The following is a 16,707-nucleotide window of genomic DNA, read 5'->3' on the forward strand; positions in this document are numbered from 1 at the left end:
ACATCAGATCGGCAAAAACGCGGGAATATCATGGGAAATTCACGCTGGTGGTCACTTATGCCGCTTGAAACGTCCCGCAGCCCAGTCTAAATTCCGGGCTTGAAATTCTGCAATCATCAAAGGAATGAACCCATAGCTCGCAGACCTCACAACGCGCCGCCTCAGAGAGACACCGGCCCGCGCGTCAATGATAAGATCCGTGCCCCCGAAATTCGCCTTATCGGCGCCGAAGGTGAAAATGTCGGGGTGGTTCATCCCGCCAAAGCCATGCAACTCGCGGACGAAGCCGGCCTGGATCTGGTCGAGATTTCGCCGAATGCAAACCCTCCGGTTTGCAAAATCATGGACTTTGGTAAATTCAAATACGAAACGCAGAAACGCGAGGCCGAAGCGCGCAAAAAGCAAAAAGTCATTGAGGTGAAAGAGGTCAAGTTCCGGCCCAACACCGATACTCATGACTATGAAGTCAAAATGCGTAACGTGTTCAAATTCCTTGAAAACGGCGACAAGGTAAAAGTGACTCTGCGCTTCCGTGGTCGTGAGATGGCACACCAGAATCTGGGCCGTGAGCTGCTGGAACGTGTCGCCGTGGACACCAAGGAAATCGGCAAGGTCGAGAACATGCCCAAGATGGAAGGCCGTCAGATGATCATGATGATCGGCCCGCTGCCGCAGAAGTAAGCCCTGCGACAACTGCGTTATACGAAACCCCCTCGGATTGAGGGGGTTTTATTTTGCGCTTCGGCTTTTGAGCCAGACCCTTGCGTCATTCACATCAAATGCCAACGAAATCAGGTCAATAACCAGTAGAAACACCAGAAATTTCGCATATCCAATCGCCAGTTCGGCTTCGCTTGCAAATACTGCAATCACGACGAAAACTATTGGCACCCAACATATTAGATGCGGAAATGCCATCGCTTTGCTCATCCCTCGGGTAGCCAGCATGATCGGAAGATTCAATGCCATCCCACCGATTGCGAGTGCTGCGATTAGAATACCATTTGGCTGATCCAGATACGCCAGAGGTGCCAGATTGGTCGGGATGAGCAGCACCACCAACCAGATCTGTACCCAGGCGGGCAAGTCCCGAAAACTCTTCCAGATGTCGACAATCATCATCGCTCCTTCAGGAATTGACCTTTTGTCGATACCCTATTGAGTAAAAAGAGAAAGTCAGATCAAAAGAGCGTCAGATCGCGGCTTTGAGTGCGGCCTCCAGCTTTTCAACCAATTCCTCAATCTGTGCGTCTTCGATAATGAAAGGCGGCGCCAACAGAATATGGTCGCCACTTCGACCATCGCGTGTGCCAGACATGGGGTAACAGATCAGACCAGCGTTCAATGCCGCCTTCTTGATCTTGCCCGCGAGACCAAGTGCGGGATCAAACGGTGTTTTTCCGGCCTGGTCCGAGACCAGCTCGATACCGCGGAACAGCCCGCGGCCCCGAATATCGCCGACATATGGGTGCTCGCTGAACGCAGTTTCCAGCGCAGATTGCAGTCTCTGTCCCATAAACTCGGCGCGCTGGGGCAGTTGTTGGCTCGTCAATTCCTTCAGCACCGCCAATGCCGCTGCAGTTGCCACCGGATGGCCGACATAGGTATGCCCGTGCTGGAAAAACCCTGACCCATTTTGGATCGCCTTATATATCCGGCTCGTACACAACATTGCGCCGATGGGTTGATAACCCGCCCCCAAACCCTTGGCGATGCACAGAATATCCGGGGCAATTCCATCGTGATCGCAGGCAAACAAATGCCCGGTTCGCCCCATTCCGCACATGACCTCATCGAGGATCAGCAAAACGCCATATTGATCACAGATTTCACGTATGCGCCTAAAATACCCTTCGACCGCCGGGACCGCCCCCAGCGTTGCCCCCACGACTGGCTCGGCCATAAACGCCATGACGGTTTCAGGGCCAAGACGCAAAATTTCGGCCTCCAACTCATCGGCCACCCGTTGACCATAGGCGTGGCTGCTCTCACCATCTTTCTTTTCGGCATATTCGTAGCAGGGCGCGATATGGGTCATTTCGATCAGCATCGGTGCGAATTGCGCACGGCGCCAGGCATTTCCCCCCGCTGACAAGGCCCCCAGAGTATTTCCATGATAGCTTTGGCGGCGCGCGATGACATGGCGGCGCTCGGGCTGACCGATCTCAAGAAAATACTGCCGTGCCAGTTTGATGGCGGCCTCTGTTGCTTCGGACCCTCCGGATACGAAATAAACGCGATCCAAATCCCCGGGCGCATGATCAATCAGAAGGTCCGCAAGGGCTTCGGCAGGTTCGGACGTCATAAACCCGGTATGCGCAAAGGCGATCTTTTCAACCTGGCTTTGAACCGCCTCGATCACCGCCCGGTTTGAGTGGCCAAGACAGGACACAGCAGCATCACCGCAATCCAGATACCGCTTACCGTCAGCATCGATCAGATAGCAGCCTTCGCCGCCAACCGCGACCGGCAGCTGAGATTTCGTATGGCGTGGGAAAACGTGGCTCATGATCTATCCTCTTTCAATCTGGCGACAAGGGCCGCGACTGAGGCGGCGTTATTGTCCCATGTGTCTCCGTTCCGGTCTGCGATGCTGTTTTCAAATCCGACCCGGACATCACCGCCCAAGGACGCCGCATGTATTAAACAGTCATGCTCTCGTTTTCCAAAGGCACAGATCATCCAAGGCGAATCCCCGTCCGGAAACGCATCCAGATCCGAGGGCTTTGATTCCTGATCAGTCCGATAGCGCCCCAGAACAAGCAAACGGTCGGATTGTTGTTTGCGGACAACCCCACGATATTGCCACCGTGTTAATAGGGCCGCATCTTCAGCGTCGTAAAGAATATGCTGAACCCGCGTCCCCTGATCCGCGCAAAGACCATAGATCCGGTCAGCCAGATCGTTATCGCGCGCGATTTCGCGAACCGAGATCGACGCCCAAGCCGGTCTAACCTTCTTCAGACATTCGAACTGGCTGCTTACATCAAAAATCCCTGCCGCCTCGGTTGTGATCTGGATGTCCAGAGCCGGAACCCGCCGCCGAAGTTCGGCAAGTGTTTCCAGATACTGTCCCGCGTCCAAAGAGTGACGGCCTTCTGTGTCCCGAATGTGCAGATGAAGACCGGCCGCACCGGCCTCATGGCATGCTCTGGCCGCTTCAAGAATTTGCGAGGTTGTGACAGGCAGGGCTGGGTGATCTGCCGCACCTCGGCGCGCACCATTGGGCGCCGCCAGAATGTAGGGTTCAGATTTCGACCGATGCTGTGACATTCCCTGCCCCCGATTACCTGTTGCCGCATCTATGCAAGCGGCCTATGTTTTACACCTTCTTCTTTCATAACATATGTTTTTTCATGACAGAGACCCAACGCCAGCTGACAGATAACTTGAGGAAAAACATCGACCAGATGCCGCCCAGACTTCAGGCGGCAGCCAAATACATCGTAGATCACCCCGCGGATTTCGGCCTCGACCCGATACGGGTAACTGCCGAGAAGATCGGTGTCAGTGCAAATGTCCTTGTCCGACTGGCCCAGCATATGGGTTTTGGCGGGTTTCAAGCCTTTCGCGCACCGTTCCGGCAAAACCTGGCGACGGATACCGAAGAATTCCTTGGCGCGTCCTGGCAAACCCACATGCAAGCGGACGGCGCCCATGGTCAGCTTCAAGCCAGACTTGCCCGCAACGAACAGAATGTCGTCGTCAGGTCCCTGCGATTGATGAGGCCCGAGACAGCGCATCTAGCCGTTGACCATATCTTCAGGTCCCGCCGTTGCTTCGTGACCGCCACCCGCGCCAGTTACGCGCTGGCCTATTACTTTTCCTATACCGGGCGCATGGCGCACCCCGGTATTCAACTAATACCGCGCCACATCGGCTCGGCCACGGATGACCTGCTGGATGCCGATGACAAGGACTGTCTGCTGGCAATCACGGTCAGCCCCTATTCTGCGGAGACGATTAAATCCATAAGGTTCGCCCGGGAAAAGGGGCTTCGGGTCATCCTGATCTCGGATAGCGAAGTCATTGCGCCGGGTGTCGAGCCGGATGTCGTCTTTACCGTCAGCACAAGGTCACAACATCACACCTCAAGTTTTACCGGGGTCATGGCCGTGCTCGAATGCCTCATCGGCCATCTATTTGAGGCAGGCGGCGAAACCGCAGCCCACCGCGTCGAGGCCTATCAAAAAGCGCGCGAAGATACCGGAGCTTATTGGCAACCAAACAAACTTCCGAAAATACGCCGAAAATAGAAAAAGCCCCGAGGGACACACCCCGGGGCTTTGCGACTAAAAGCCGATTTAATTACATGCAGGCCAGCACAGCCCGCTTGGTCATCACACTGACCAGATGCGCGCGATACGCTTTGCTGCCATGAAGATCGCCGATCATGTTGGCCGGGTTGATGTTCAGCCCCATCAACGCGTCCGGTCGGAATTCAGTATTCAGCGCCTGTTCTGCTTCGGACCAGCGGAACACCCCATCCTCGCTGGCGCCTGTGACCGCCACACGCACACCATCGGCGAACCGGGCCAGATAGACGCCCACCAACGCAAAGCGCGAGGCTGGCTGCAAGAACTTCTGATAGCTCGCGGCCTGTGGCACCGGAAAGCGGATGGATGTGATGATCTCACCCTCATCCAGTGCGGTCGAGAACATGCCATCAAAAAACGCATCTGCCGCAATCTGACGGGCGTTGGTCACGATCGTGGCCCCGGATCCGAGCACACCCGCCGGGTAACAGGCCGCCGGATCGTTATTCGCAACCGAGCCGCCAATCGTGCCTCGGTTGCGCACCGCCGGATCACCGATCTGACCGGCCAATGCGGCCAGCGCCGGGTATGATCCCGCCGCCTCTTGCGCAACAACTGCATGCGGCGTTGCGCCACCGATAGAAACCGACCCGTCATCCCCAACACAGACGCCCTGCATTTCGGGAATTCCGCTGAGCGAGACGAGTGCCGATGGCGCAGCCAATCGTTGTTTCAGCGTCGGGATCAGGGTTTGCCCACCACCCAACGCCTGCGCATCCTCAGCCCCTAAAGCGGCAACCGCGTCGGCTATGGTCGAGGGTTTTTCAAATTCGAAATTGTACATTTCGTCTTCCTTTCCGAAAGGCGCTGATCCGCCCTTCATCTGGCTATAAATATCTCGGGGAGCGCGAGGGGTTGACCCCTCGCACCCCAACCTCTCACCCGTGCATCGCAGTCCAGACACGCGATGGACTCACCGGCATATCGATATGATCGATGGCTTTGCCGCCTGAATTCAACGCATCCAGCACCGCGTTGACCACCGCAGGTGGTGAACCGATTGCCCCGGCCTCACCACAGCCCTTCACACCCAACGGGTTATGCGTACAGGGCGTCTGGCTGGAATGATCCACCGCATAGAACGGCACATCATCGGCACGCGGCATGGCATAGTCCATGAAGGATGCGCTCAGCAGCTGACCGTTTTCGTCATAGGCACAGTTTTCAAGCAATGCCTGACCGATGCCCTGACCGATGCCGCCATGCACCTGACCATCCACAATCATCGGGTTGACGATATTGCCAAAGTCATCAGCGGCAGTGAAGGCTTCGATGGTGACCCGACCGGTTTCGGGGTCAACCTCGACCTCACAGGCATAGGCGCCAGCCGGGAAGGTAAAGTTGGCCGGGTCATAAAAGGCGGTCTCCTCCAGCCCGGGCTCGACCTCCAGCGGAAAGTTATGCGGCACATAGGCCGTCAGGGTGACATCACCCCAGGCCACCGACTTGTCGGTCCCTGCCACACTGAACTGACCGTCCTTCAGCTCGATATCAGCCTCAGACGCCTCCAACAGATGCGCCGCGATCTTCTTGGCCTTGTCGATCACTTTCTCGGTTGCCTTGACCATCGCCGATCCACAGACCGCCAAAGACCGCGAGCCATAGGTGCCCATGCCAAACGGAATCTTCGAAGTGTCGCCATGCACGATCTCGATCATCGACTCGTCGATACCGATCATGTCCGCCACAACCTGCGGGAAAGCCGTTTCATGCCCCTGCCCGTGGCTATGGGCACCTACCATGACGCTGATCGAGCCGGTGGCATTCACCCGCACAGTCGCCGCATCATACAGACCCGCACGGGCCCCCAGCATGCCAACGATGTTCGACGGCGCGATACCGCAAGCCTCGATATAACAGTTGACGCCCAGACCCCGCAGCTTGCCCTTGGCCTCGCTTTCAGCGCGACGCGCGGCAAAGCCTGCCAGATCAGCAGCGGACTCAAGCTTGTCCATCGTCCCATTATAATCGCCTGTGTCATAGGTCAGCGCCACCGGTGTGTCATAGGGGAACTGGGTGATGAAGTTCTGCCGGCGCAGGGCGATCGGATCGACACCCAGTTCACGCGCTGCCATATCCACGACCCGCTCCAACTGGAACGTCGCCTCCGGACGGCCCGCGCCGCGATAGGCATCCACCGGGACCGTATTGGTGAACATCGCCTTGACGTTGACCTGAATGACCGGCGTCTTGTAGTTGCCCGCCATCAGCGTCCCGTGCAGCCATGTCGGTACCGAGCTGGAGAAGGTCGACAGATACGCACCCATATTTGCATAGGTGTTGGTGCGCAGACCGATAAAGTTATTGTCCGCATCCAGCGCCAGTTCGATCTGTCCGACATGGTCGCGCCCATGCGCGTCAGACATGAACGCCTCGGACCGGCTCGAGGTCCATTTGACCGGACGGTTACAAGCCTTGGCGGCGAAGGTGCAGAATGCCTCTTCGGCATAGTGGAAGATCTTGGTGCCAAAGCCGCCACCCACATCCGGCGCGACCACGCGCACCTTGTGTTCGGGCAGACCCAGAACAAAGGCACACATCAACAGGCGGATCACATGCGGGTTCTGCGACGTGGTATAAAGCGTGTATTCTTCGGTGCCGCGGCTGTACTCGCCCACCGCCACACGCGGCTCCATCGGATTGGCAACCAGACGGTTGTTCACCAGATCCAGCGTGGTGACATGGGCCGCATTGGCAAAGACCTCATTGACCTTGGCATCATCGGTTTCGCCCAACTGCCAATCATAGCAGATGTTGTTCTTCAGATCGTCATGGACCAGCGTCGCGCCCTCTTGCGCGGCGGCCTTCATGTCGATCACGGCGGGCAGCTCCTCGATATCAAGCTCGATCGCCTCAGCCGCGTCGCGGGCCTGTTCCAGGCTATCGGCGACCACAGCAGCAATCGGATCGCCCACATGGCGCACTTTACCCTGTGCCAAAATGGGATGCGGAGGTTCCTGCATCGGTGCGCCGTGCTTGTCGGTCACTTCCCAGCCACAGGGCATGCCGCCCACGCCTTCGAAATCCTTGCCGGTAAACACTTTGACCACGCCCGGCATGGCCTCGGCAGACGAGGTGTCGATACTGTTGATCCGGCCATGCGCGATGTCGGACCGCAGAAAATGCACATAGGCCTGGCCATGCACGTTGATATCGTCGGTGTAATTGCCTGCTCCGGTTAAAAAGCGCACGTCCTCGCGCCGTTTGGAACTGGCTCCGATGCCACTGTCTTTGGGCATTGCTTGTTCTCCTCCCTGAAAAAGAATTTTCGTCGAAAATTCTTTACGTCGGTATTACTCGGCAGCGATGCCGCTTACGTCCTGGCCCGATGCGGCCATGATCGCTTTGACAATGTTGTGATAGCCTGTGCAGCGGCACAGGTTGCCTTCCAGATACTTTCGAATCTCGGCTTCGCTCGGGCGCGGGTTCTCTTTCAGCAAGGCGGCGGCGCTCATCACCATGCCCGGCGTACAAAACCCGCATTGCAACCCGTGATGATCCTGAAACGCCTGCTGAATCACGTTCAAAGACCCATCCTCAGCGGCCTGGCCCTCAATCGTGGCGACCTCAGACCCGTCTGCTTCCAGCGCAAGCATGTTGCACGACTTCACCGCCGCGCCATTCACATGAACAACACACGCCCCACATTGCGCAGTGTCACATCCAACATGCGTTCCGGTCAGCGACAGATGATCACGTAAAAATCCAGACAACAACGTCCGACCCTCAACCTCACCGCTAACAGACCTCCCGTTCACGGTCATGGTGACCTGTGTCATAAGTTCCTCCCATGTCATATTTTTCTCTGTCGAGTTAAACACGGGACTTATTGTTTGAGAACAAAAATTTCGCAGGGCGCCGTTTATGACAGATCACAATGCCGAACAAAGCGGTCTGATCTGGGCCTTAAATTGATGTCAAACGCCTTACCGCTTGATAGATGCGCGTGGCTGTGGCCGGGTCGGGATTTCCTTGAGCAATCCACCGACCCCCATGCCTGCAATATGCGCCGCTGTCGTTTCAATCCCGCAAGCCACGCGCGACAAAACCCAATCCGCACCGTTCAGTGCAGGAGAGCGCGCACACCCCGGCAAACCGATTACGGGTCTGGCGTCCAGCAGACCGGTGAACAACAGGTTGCCCGGATCTACTGGCATTCCAAACCGATCCACCTGACCGCCTGCAACACGAACAGCCTGCGGCGCAACATCATGCGCATCCGAAGTTGCTGAGCCCGTCAAGATCAGGACAATATCCCCTTTAACACCCGTCAATGCAGCAGACAGCGCCTGAATCTCATGTGGCACCACCCGAATGTCATCCAAACCCATACCCAGGGCTTCGACACGCCCTCGGATTGCAGCTATTCCCTTGTCGTTCGAAACACCTCCGGGGATGTCTGTGACGATCAGGCCGGCACTGCGAAACACCGGGCCAGACAGGCGCACCGCCCCTTGTGCCAGCGCCGAGGCACGCGCCACATCTTCGCCGGGGACGGCATAAGAAATGACTTTGATCGTCGCCACCATCCCGCCTGATCCCATCTGTTGATATTGGGGTACTGTGGCCACGGTAATCATCGGGTTAACCAAGTTGAACGCTTCCAGCGCCTGTACGTTCAGAACAGCGACTCCGGGGCCTCTCGCCAAGAGGTTAACGCGCCCTGTGAACGGCTCGGTGACGCGCAATCCCACGGTTGCCGGGTCCGGGGCCAAAGCCTCTGCCAAACTCCGGGCAGCGTCGTTTTCGTGACAATCACCGGGTTCCAGCTGCGCAACAGTGACCGAGGTCAACCCGGCGGCGGCCATTTCATCCAGATGAGTTTGCGTGAGCAAAAGGCCCTTACGCAGCTTTGTGTCTTGGGCTTTCACTGAATGCGCCAGAATTGCACCAGCGGCCTCGCGCAAAGGAACCGAGCCAAACTTCATGCTTTGCCCCGCAACACCGCAGTCATTTCGGCCAATATGGAAACCGCAATTTCCGCAGGATCGGCGGCACCGATATCCAAGCCTACGGGACCGTGAATCTGTGAAATCTGCCCTTCAGTAAATCCGGCTTCTTTCATCCGGGTGACGCGTTTCGCATGCGTTCGATTAGACCCCAGCGCCCCAATATAGAACACCCCGGTTCTCAGGGCGGCCTCTAACGCGGGATCATCCAGTTTTGGATCATGGGTCAGCAAGACAACAGCCGTTCGCGCATCCATTCCAAGCTTTGCAACGGCCTCATCCGGCCAATCCGTCAGCACGGTTTCCTCAGGGAATCTTGCGGCGGTTGCAAACGCATCTCGTGGATCCACAATCGCAGGGTCGTACCCCGCAATTCGCGCCATCGGGACCAGGGCCTGAGCAATATGAACGGCCCCGACCACTATCAACCGCAAGGGCGGATTGTGGACCGAAACAAATGTCTTCGCATCCTCTTCGAAACCGGACCGGTCCATGCGCATGCGTTCGGGATAACGATCGCGCTGCAACGCACGATGGCCGGATTCGATATTCACTTCATAAGCCACAGGCTCGCGCTGCGCGCGTGCAGCGACCAGATCGCGCAATATGCTTTCAGGAAGGACCGATCCAATAGGCTCGACCAGTACCCGAATTGTTCCGCCACAGGCCAGCCCGACCGCAAAAGCATCTTCGTCACTGACCCCGAATTCAAGTAGGCGCGCTTCACCCTCTTCGATCGCTTCCAACGCCTCGACGACAACCGCACCTTCGACACAACCACCCGATACCGACCCCTCAAAGCGGCCATCACCTGCTATCACAAGCTGAGCGCCAACACGTCTGGGGGCACTGCCCCAGGTCTGAACAACCGTAGCCAGCGCAACTGGCTTTCCCGTTTCATACAAATCCAGAGCAGTCTCGGGGCTGTTGTCGAATCTGTCCATATCGCCCTCCTGGCGTTTCCCGCACCAACATAGGCAGGTTTGGCAGGATGAAAAGTAAGCCATCAGGCTAACTCATGGGCCTTGAAAGAAATTCCAAATGCTATGCAAAGCCCCGCGGGTTTCAGCCGAACATCCAATGCATTGATTGCCAGCCCTCCCGATTCTGACCTAAACGCGGATCATGCGCAGCTGTGACGCAGATAATTTTCAAAAGGAGACAGAGACTTGAAACACATTATTACACTCGGATCGGTATTGGGAATGCTAGCGGCGACAGTGGCCAGCGCAGATACCTTCCTGCGCTATGGCGAAGTGGACGGATGGAAAATCTTCATCGACGAAGACAAGAAATCCTGCCTGATCGAAGCTGTTGATAACGCGGAAAACGTGGTTCAAATGGGCCTGACCGAAGACCGCGGCGTGGGATATGTTGGCGTATTCACCAAAGCTGAAACCAACATCAAGCGTGGCGAAACCGAGGCTGTGGCGATCCTGCTGGGCGAAAACCTGTATCTTGGAGAAGCCACCGGCATGAAGGGCAACATCACCAAAGGCTATTCGGGTGGCTATGTGCTGTCGGATGACCCCAAGTTTGCCGAAGACCTTGCCAAACAGAAAGTTATGGTTGTGTTCCCCGAAAAGGAATTCGCCTTCACCGTTGATCTGACCGGTACGTACAAAGCGATGGAAATGGCGCGTAAGTGCAACGAAGAACAGCTTGGTTGAGACCTACTTCGAAAGCGCGGCCATCAACCGCGCTTTCTCACCCATGTCATCCGGTTTTGAGATGACTTTGGCCAGATCTTCCAGCGACGCAATGGAATGGCCGGCCCGAAAGCTGTCAACATGGGGAAGCATCGCCGCCACCCCCTGCGCTTTTGGCGCAAAGCCATCCCAGCGCAACAAAGGGTTTAGCCAGATCAAACGGCGGGCTGACAGATGCAGGCGCTGGATTTCTTTTCCAAGCACCTCGGGTTCGCCCCGATCCAGACCATCCGTAATCAACAACACCACCGCACCCTGCCCCAGAACCCGACGCGACCAGTCACGGTTAAAAGCGTGCAGGCATTCCCCGATCCGCGTGCCACCCTCCCAATCTTGCGCCTCGGCCCCTGCCGCCGACAGGGCAGCATCCACATCGCGTTGGCGCAGGTGCCGGGTGATATTCGTCAACCTCGTACCGAATGTAAACGCATGAACCTTGGCCCATCCCGCGCCTTTGACGTTTGAAACCGCATGCAGGAAATGCAGGATGATACGAGAGTACTGGCTCATAGATCCTGAAATATCGCAGAGAACGACAAGGTTCGGCCACCGTTGTTTCGGCTTCAAATACGCGATGTCCCGCAGTTCACCACCCTGCCGCATGGATGCGCGCAGCGTGCGGGCGCGGTCGATCCGATGCCCAAAGTGGCTGGCTTGGCCTCGGCGCGACTCGATTGGTTTTACCGGCAATTTGAGCTGTGCCAGAATGCGCTTGGCCAAGGCAATTTCTTCGGTGCTCATTTGCTCAAAGTCTAGATTGCGCAACCGTTCTTCCGAGGACGCGGTCCGCGACGCATCTATCTCCAGCTCAGTTTCTTCCTCGATGTCAGAGCTTTCAGGCAAGTCCCGTTCGACGCCGTCCAGCAGAGCCTCGGCCGCGCGTTTCTCTGCAGCTTCGGCCTTGCGCTCTTCCTGAACGCCGCGGATCGCGGGCAGCATCATGGACATCATGTGTTCCATGTAACGTGGGTCGCGCCAATACATGCGGAAAATCTGCGCAAATACTGCCCGATGCTCGGGTCGGGTCACGAAACAAGCGTGCAACGTCCAGTAAAAATCCCGCTTCTCCGAGAAACCCGCAGCATGAACCGCCCGGATCGCATCCACGACCCGCCCGGTGCCAATCGGCAGCCCTGCCTTGCGCAAAGCCCGCGCGAAATGAGTGATATTCTGCGCCAGTTTTGGGTTGTCGGGGATGTCGAGAGGGAGCTGTTCAACCATCAGGCAGGTTCCAGCGACGCCTTGGCTTCATCCAGAATACGTTTCGCCTCGGACCCTTGCAGTTGCTGGATATCGTCCTGATATTTCAGGATCGCCCCCAGCGTGTCGCCGATCACTTCGGGGCTAAGGTTGATGACGTCCAGCGCCAGCAGGCATTTGGCCCAGTCGATGGTCTCGGCCACGCCTGGTTTCTTGAACAGATCCTCTGTGCGCAGGTGTTGGACAAAGGCGACGACCTCTCGGCTAAGCGCCTCTGCGACCTCGGGTGCGCGGGCGTTCAGAATTTCAATTTCACGGTCAAAATCCGGGTAATCGACCCAATGGTACAGGCAACGGCGTTTCAGGGCGTCATGCACTTCTCGCGTTCGGTTCGATGTAACGATAACAATCGGTGGCTCCGGCGCTTTGACAGTGCCCAATTCGGGAATGGTGACCTGAAAATCGCTGAGCGCTTCCAGCAGGAAGGCCTCGAACGGTTCATCCGTGCGGTCAAGTTCGTCAATCAACAGGACGGGAGCCCCGTTTTCATCCGGGCGCATGGCCTGCAGCAACGGACGCTCGATCAGGTAGTCGTCAGAAAACAATTCGGTCTGCAACGAACCCCGGTCAGCGCCGCCCGAGGCTTCGGCAGTTCGGATCGCCACCATTTGCGCCGGGAAATTCCATTCGTAAACCGCCGAGGATGCGTCCAACCCTTCATAACACTGCAGGCGGATCAGGCGACGGTTCAGACCAGCGGCCAGCGCTTTGGCAATCTCGGTTTTCCCGACACCTGCCTCACCCTCAAGAAATAGCGGGCGGCCCAGTTTAAGCGACAAAAACACCACTGTCGCCAAGGCCCGACCGCAAACGTAACCTTGCGAGCCCAGCATTTGCTGCACGGTATCAATGGAATCTTGCTGCGTCATGGAACCCTCTTTCTTTCGTTGCTTAACAGGTCATGCAAGCGCGGGGGCGTCAAGGCCCCGGCCCCGCCACCCAGACGCCATCGCGGCAGAGAGGTGAAGTTTTTGCACCAGATCCTCACGGTTTGGTTGGTCTTTGGCCGAGGCTGTGCTAGCGGATGCGCATGACTGATACCCTCACCATTCGCCGCCCCGATGACTGGCATCTGCATTTGCGCGATGGCGCCATGTTGCAGGCCGTTCTGCCCGAAACCGCACGCCATTTTGCCCGTGCGATAATAATGCCGAACCTCGTTCCGCCAGTTGTGCGCGGCGATCAGGCCGCCGCATATCGCGACCGCATTCTGGCCGCCCTACCAGAAGGCATGCCGTTCGAGCCGCTGATGACCTTGTACCTGACCGAAGACACCGACGCCGAGGATGTCGCCGCAGCCCATGCAAGTGGGCTGATCAAGGCCGTAAAGCTGTATCCCGCAGGCGCAACCACCAATTCCGCCTCGGGCGTGCGTGATTTCGACAAGGTCCGCCCGGTGCTTGAGAGAATGGCTGAGATCGGTCTGCCGATGTGTGTCCATGGTGAAGTCACCGATGCCGAGGTCGACATTTTCGACCGCGAAGAGGTTTTCATCGATACGATACTTGATCCACTGCGCCAGGCGACTCCTGGTTTGCGAGTCGTGATGGAACACATCACGACGGCTCAGGGTGCAAATTATGCGCAATCCGGTGGAGATGATCTGGCCGCAACAATCACGGCCCATCACCTGATCATCAACCGCAATCACATCCTGGTGGGCGGGATCAAACCGCATTACTACTGCTTGCCCGTGGCCAAGCGCGAGACCCATCGCCAGGCTTTGATGAGCGCCGCAACTTCTGGGATGTCTTGCTACTTCCTTGGCACCGACAGCGCGCCACACACAGATGCAAACAAGGAAATGGCCTGTGGCTGTGCGGGATGCTTCACCGCTACAAACACAATGTCCCTTGTGGCCGAGATGTTTGACAAAGCCAGTGCGCTGGACAAGCTGGAAGGGTTCACATCATTGAACGGACCTGCGTTTTATGGCCTGCCAGTTAATAAAGAAACCATCACCCTTACCAAGGGCGATCCCGTTGAATATCCCGACAAGATCGAAACTGACGACGGCCCGGTAACAGTATTCGAACCCGGGTTCCCATTGCACTGGCGCGTTGTCTAACGCGCCAGCATTTTCGCCAGATCGCGAGTCCGGCCACCGGTACGCAGCATCGACCAGATCGCGTCTGCGTCCTCGGCACCGATCAGCTTGGCCGCCTTGCTTCTGACCCGGTCTTCCCGGTCGGCCAATGTCATAGGGCCAAGCAAATCGTGGCTGGCCTGTTTTCGTGCCCCATCGCGGCGCAGCAAAGACAGATCCGCTTGAGTTTCAGACAGCGTCTCATCGGCTTCGACTGAAATCCGGTCCCGCAGCGATTGCAGGCGCCTATCCGCACATACCTTATCCGAAAAACTGTCTGGCAAGGCTGTGTCATATCCCAGCGCTTGCATAGCAATAACCGTCCGGTAGGAAAACTTGGCCCCCAACCCGGTGGTCGGAGAGGTTTGATTACACACTGTCATCCAACGTGGGTGTGTCTTGATCCTGATCTCGGCTACTTCGGGCTCTGCAATATCCAGGTCACGTGCGGCCTCTAATGCGGCGTGCAACCCATGACAGCAGGCATGAAACTTATGGCTTACATCTTTGAACAGCCACGTTTCTCCTATTCCATCCAGAGCAGCGGCCTTTTCGGACTGACCCATATGGGTTGCACCAAAACCATAGGGCCCCTCAAGCGCATCCGAGTTGGGATCAAACCCCTTGGACACCAACAGCGCAGCCTCAACCCCTGCAGCGGCAGCTAGCCCGGCATTATAGGGCTTTCCCATCGTGCCGAAATGAGCTTTCAGCCCTGCGGCGCGGGTGGCAGCCAGACCAAGAACCCGGCGCATCTTTTCCGTATCGAACCGCAGCACCCGGCCAGCGGCGACCGCCGCACCAAAGGCACCTGATGTCGCGGTCTGATGGAACCCGCCCTGGTAATGCGCGCGCCCCAGCCAAAGCCCTACGCGGATCGAGACCTCCATCCCGACAAGAGCGGCCTCAAGGACATCGACAAGAATCCGGTCGTCCCAATCACAAAGAGCAAAGGCCGCAGGCATAACCGCGACCGAAGGGTGCCCGATATGCGCAAAATGCGTGTCATCATAATCCAAAGCGTGGGAAATGGTTCCGTTAACCAAACCTGCTGCCCTGACGGGAGCCAGCCCCCCGCCAAACAGATGGGCCTGCGGGTTGCCTCCTTCATCCAGAACCAGTGCGCGCACGGTCTGAGATACGGGTTCGCTAACACCGACGCGGCCAACAACCACCCAATCCAGCGCAGACAGAGAGGTTACGAGACGGGCCTCTGACGAGGTCGCAACAGGCCCCGAGGCAAAATCGGCCAATGCTGTGGTAAAATCAGTCATGTGGCGCAGTCTAGCAAGCGCCGCTTTCGGGTAAAGACTTAGCTGTACAATTCCTCTGCCCGGCCCTCGAACGCCCTCACGATCCTGTGCATCGCCTCATTGAAGACCACTCCGATGATACCCTGAAGAATGGCATTCTTGAATTCGAAATCAACATGGAACGAAACGTTGCACCCGCCTTCTGCTGCGTCCTCGAAATGCCAGTCCGACTTCATGTATTTGAAGGGCCCATCCAGATATTCCGTGTCGATCCGGCGTTGTTCGGCAAACAGGGTAACCCGGCTGCCAAAGCGTTCGCGGAACACTTTGAACGAAATGATCAGGTCCGCTTCCATCACCTGTGCCTCTCCTGCTGCATATGAGCGTCGGATACGTGCAGCCGCACACCAGGGCAAAAACTCGGGATATTTTGCTACATCGGCAACCAGATCGTACATCTGTTGCGCAGTGTAAGGCAGGTGTCGCGTTTCCGAATGTATAGGCATGGCGTCCGGTTTTTGCAGGTGACAATGGCGCGTCATGTCGTATGTTGCGCGCCAAAGATCAAGGGGGCAGCGATGAGCCAGCGCGGATATGTGATTGATGAGATGATCTCGGCAAAGGCCATTGCCGCCAGGATCGAAGAACTTTGCCGCGAAATCACTGCCGAATTCGACGGGACCGACAAGCTGGTCGTTGTCGGCCTGCTGCGTGGCAGCTTTGTCTTTATCGCCGATCTGGTGCGCGAATTGGACTTGCCCATCGAAGTGGATTTCCTTGAGGCGTCATCCTACGGGGATGCGATGGAAAGCAGCCGGGAAGTCCGCATTCTAAAAGACCTGCGCGGCGCTATTGAGGGTCGCGACGTTCTTGTGGTCGAGGATATCGTCGACACCGGGCACACGCTGAACCACGTTACTCATCTGCTGCAAAGCCGCGATCCTGGAAAACTTCGCTCGATCGCACTACTGGACAAGCCCAGCCGGCGCGAAGTCGATTTCCGTTCGGACTGGATCGGGTTTGAAATTCCTGATGAGTTTGTTGTGGGTTACGGGATCGACTACGCACAGCGCAATCGCAACTTGCCATTTATTGGTAAGGTTCGTTTTATCGAAGACTGAGAAGGGTAAAAAT

Annotated in this window: 17 protein-coding genes; 5 read left to right on the forward strand and 12 right to left on the reverse strand. The window is 57.0% G+C overall.

From position 1 onward, the window contains the following. Positions 1–99: 99 nt before the first annotated feature. Entirely contained in the window at positions 100–681 is a 582-nt protein-coding gene (gene infC / locus AC2FGB_RS03615; protein WP_246097134.1) for a translation initiation factor IF-3, read from the forward strand. 48 nt (positions 682–729) lie between these two features. Here the strand turns inward: infC and AC2FGB_RS03620 are convergent, their stop codons facing one another. From AC2FGB_RS03620 to AC2FGB_RS03630, 3 genes are all read right to left on the reverse strand, one after another. After that, positions 730–1,119 carry a hypothetical protein gene (locus tag AC2FGB_RS03620; protein WP_496693228.1) on the reverse strand — a complete coding sequence of 130 codons (390 nt, stop codon included), beginning with the start codon at positions 1,117–1,119 and terminating at the stop codon, positions 730–732. Positions 1,120–1,192: 73 nt separating this feature from the next. Beyond that, positions 1,193–2,509 carry an aspartate aminotransferase family protein gene (locus AC2FGB_RS03625; RefSeq protein ID WP_496693229.1) on the reverse strand — a complete coding sequence of 439 codons (1,317 nt, stop codon included), beginning with the start codon at positions 2,507–2,509 and terminating at the stop codon, positions 1,193–1,195. Beyond that, a complete protein-coding gene (locus tag AC2FGB_RS03630) occupies positions 2,506–3,273 on the reverse strand; it encodes a beta-keto acid cleavage family enzyme (RefSeq protein ID WP_281972178.1) in 768 nt (255 codons plus the stop codon). Before AC2FGB_RS03630 ends, AC2FGB_RS03625 begins: the two co-directional genes overlap by 4 nt. A gap of 83 nt (positions 3,274–3,356) precedes the next feature. Between AC2FGB_RS03630 and AC2FGB_RS03635 the strand changes: the two genes are divergently transcribed. After that, positions 3,357–4,256 (forward strand): MurR/RpiR family transcriptional regulator, encoded by a 900-nt coding sequence (locus AC2FGB_RS03635; protein ID WP_496693230.1) that lies wholly within the window; start codon positions 3,357–3,359, stop codon positions 4,254–4,256. A 52-nt stretch (positions 4,257–4,308) separates the two neighbouring features. On the opposite strand, the gene AC2FGB_RS03640 is transcribed toward AC2FGB_RS03635, so the two are convergent. The 5 genes from AC2FGB_RS03640 to AC2FGB_RS03660 form a co-directional block, all read right to left on the reverse strand. Beyond that, a complete protein-coding gene (locus AC2FGB_RS03640) occupies positions 4,309–5,100 on the reverse strand; it encodes an FAD binding domain-containing protein (protein ID WP_142634105.1) in 792 nt (263 codons plus the stop codon). A 94-nt stretch (positions 5,101–5,194) separates the two neighbouring features. After that, a complete protein-coding gene (locus tag AC2FGB_RS03645; protein WP_496693231.1) occupies positions 5,195–7,555 on the reverse strand; it encodes a xanthine dehydrogenase family protein molybdopterin-binding subunit in 2,361 nt (786 codons plus the stop codon). A 54-nt stretch (positions 7,556–7,609) separates the two neighbouring features. Continuing rightward, the gene (locus AC2FGB_RS03650) at positions 7,610–8,095 is read right to left on the reverse strand and encodes a (2Fe-2S)-binding protein (RefSeq protein WP_142634109.1); all 486 of its coding nucleotides are present in this window, start codon (positions 8,093–8,095) and stop codon (positions 7,610–7,612) included. 147 nt (positions 8,096–8,242) lie between these two features. Next, the gene (locus AC2FGB_RS03655; protein WP_496693232.1) at positions 8,243–9,244 is read right to left on the reverse strand and encodes a molybdopterin-binding protein; all 1,002 of its coding nucleotides are present in this window, start codon (positions 9,242–9,244) and stop codon (positions 8,243–8,245) included. Beyond that, positions 9,241–10,209, reverse strand: a complete 969-nt coding sequence (locus AC2FGB_RS03660; protein ID WP_496693233.1) for an XdhC family protein — start codon at positions 10,207–10,209, stop codon at positions 9,241–9,243. The genes AC2FGB_RS03655 and AC2FGB_RS03660 overlap by 4 nt, the downstream gene beginning before the upstream one ends. Positions 10,210–10,434: 225 nt before the next feature. Between AC2FGB_RS03660 and AC2FGB_RS03665 the strand changes: the two genes are divergently transcribed. Next, positions 10,435–10,935: a hypothetical protein gene (locus tag AC2FGB_RS03665; protein WP_496687864.1), complete on the forward strand. Its 501-nt coding sequence runs from the start codon at positions 10,435–10,437 to the stop codon at positions 10,933–10,935. Positions 10,936–10,938: 3 nt separating this feature from the next. Here AC2FGB_RS03665 and AC2FGB_RS03670 read toward each other — a convergent pair whose 3' ends face one another. Beyond that, entirely contained in the window at positions 10,939–12,195 is a 1,257-nt protein-coding gene (locus tag AC2FGB_RS03670) for a vWA domain-containing protein (protein WP_496693234.1), read from the reverse strand. Continuing rightward, positions 12,195–13,103: an AAA family ATPase gene (locus AC2FGB_RS03675; protein ID WP_271946832.1), complete on the reverse strand. Its 909-nt coding sequence runs from the start codon at positions 13,101–13,103 to the stop codon at positions 12,195–12,197. The genes AC2FGB_RS03670 and AC2FGB_RS03675 overlap by 1 nt, the downstream gene beginning before the upstream one ends. Before the next feature lie 161 nt (positions 13,104–13,264). Here AC2FGB_RS03675 and pyrC point away from each other — a divergent pair, with 161 nt between their 5' ends. Continuing rightward, the gene (pyrC, locus tag AC2FGB_RS03680; RefSeq protein ID WP_281994693.1) at positions 13,265–14,302 is read left to right on the forward strand and encodes a dihydroorotase; all 1,038 of its coding nucleotides are present in this window, start codon (positions 13,265–13,267) and stop codon (positions 14,300–14,302) included. Here pyrC and AC2FGB_RS03685 read toward each other — a convergent pair. Both AC2FGB_RS03685 and AC2FGB_RS03690 read right to left on the reverse strand, forming a co-directional pair. After that, complete coding sequence (locus AC2FGB_RS03685; RefSeq protein WP_496693235.1) at positions 14,299–15,594, reverse strand: MmgE/PrpD family protein; 1,296 nt, start codon at positions 15,592–15,594, stop codon at positions 14,299–14,301. The two genes, pyrC and AC2FGB_RS03685, sit on opposite strands and share 4 nt — an antisense overlap. Before the next feature lie 38 nt (positions 15,595–15,632). Continuing rightward, a complete protein-coding gene (locus AC2FGB_RS03690; protein WP_142634123.1) occupies positions 15,633–16,079 on the reverse strand; it encodes a type II toxin-antitoxin system RatA family toxin in 447 nt (148 codons plus the stop codon). 72 nt (positions 16,080–16,151) lie between these two features. Between AC2FGB_RS03690 and hpt the strand changes: the two genes are divergently transcribed. After that, entirely contained in the window at positions 16,152–16,694 is a 543-nt protein-coding gene (gene hpt, locus AC2FGB_RS03695; RefSeq protein WP_142634125.1) for a hypoxanthine phosphoribosyltransferase, read from the forward strand. Positions 16,695–16,707 lie beyond the last annotated feature (13 nt).

The organism is Ruegeria sp. CDSC021, from assembly GCF_059610845.1.

Excerpts from the sequence above, each read along its gene's own strand:
- AC2FGB_RS03620 (WP_496693228.1), bottom strand. The coding sequence starts at position 1,119 with ATGATTGTCGACATCTGGAAGAGTTTTCGGGACTTGCCCGCCTGGGTA.
- AC2FGB_RS03625 (WP_496693229.1), bottom strand. The coding sequence starts at position 2,509 with ATGAGCCACGTTTTCCCACGCCATACGAAATCTCAGCTGCCGGTCGCG.
- AC2FGB_RS03630 (WP_281972178.1), bottom strand. The coding sequence starts at position 3,273 with ATGTCACAGCATCGGTCGAAATCTGAACCCTACATTCTGGCGGCGCCC.
- AC2FGB_RS03635 (WP_496693230.1), top strand. The coding sequence starts at position 3,357 with ATGACAGAGACCCAACGCCAGCTGACAGATAACTTGAGGAAAAACATC.
- AC2FGB_RS03640 (WP_142634105.1), bottom strand. The coding sequence starts at position 5,100 with ATGTACAATTTCGAATTTGAAAAACCCTCGACCATAGCCGACGCGGTT.
- AC2FGB_RS03645 (WP_496693231.1), bottom strand. The coding sequence starts at position 7,555 with ATGCCCAAAGACAGTGGCATCGGAGCCAGTTCCAAACGGCGCGAGGAC.
- AC2FGB_RS03650 (WP_142634109.1), bottom strand. The coding sequence starts at position 8,095 with ATGACACAGGTCACCATGACCGTGAACGGGAGGTCTGTTAGCGGTGAG.
- AC2FGB_RS03655 (WP_496693232.1), bottom strand. The coding sequence starts at position 9,244 with ATGAAGTTTGGCTCGGTTCCTTTGCGCGAGGCCGCTGGTGCAATTCTG.
- AC2FGB_RS03660 (WP_496693233.1), bottom strand. The coding sequence starts at position 10,209 with ATGGACAGATTCGACAACAGCCCCGAGACTGCTCTGGATTTGTATGAA.
- AC2FGB_RS03670 (WP_496693234.1), bottom strand. The coding sequence starts at position 12,195 with ATGGTTGAACAGCTCCCTCTCGACATCCCCGACAACCCAAAACTGGCG.
- AC2FGB_RS03675 (WP_271946832.1), bottom strand. The coding sequence starts at position 13,103 with ATGACGCAGCAAGATTCCATTGATACCGTGCAGCAAATGCTGGGCTCG.
- pyrC (WP_281994693.1), top strand. The coding sequence starts at position 13,265 with ATGACTGATACCCTCACCATTCGCCGCCCCGATGACTGGCATCTGCAT.
- AC2FGB_RS03685 (WP_496693235.1), bottom strand. The coding sequence starts at position 15,594 with ATGACTGATTTTACCACAGCATTGGCCGATTTTGCCTCGGGGCCTGTT.
- AC2FGB_RS03690 (WP_142634123.1), bottom strand. The coding sequence starts at position 16,079 with ATGCCTATACATTCGGAAACGCGACACCTGCCTTACACTGCGCAACAG.
- hpt (WP_142634125.1), top strand. The coding sequence starts at position 16,152 with ATGAGCCAGCGCGGATATGTGATTGATGAGATGATCTCGGCAAAGGCC.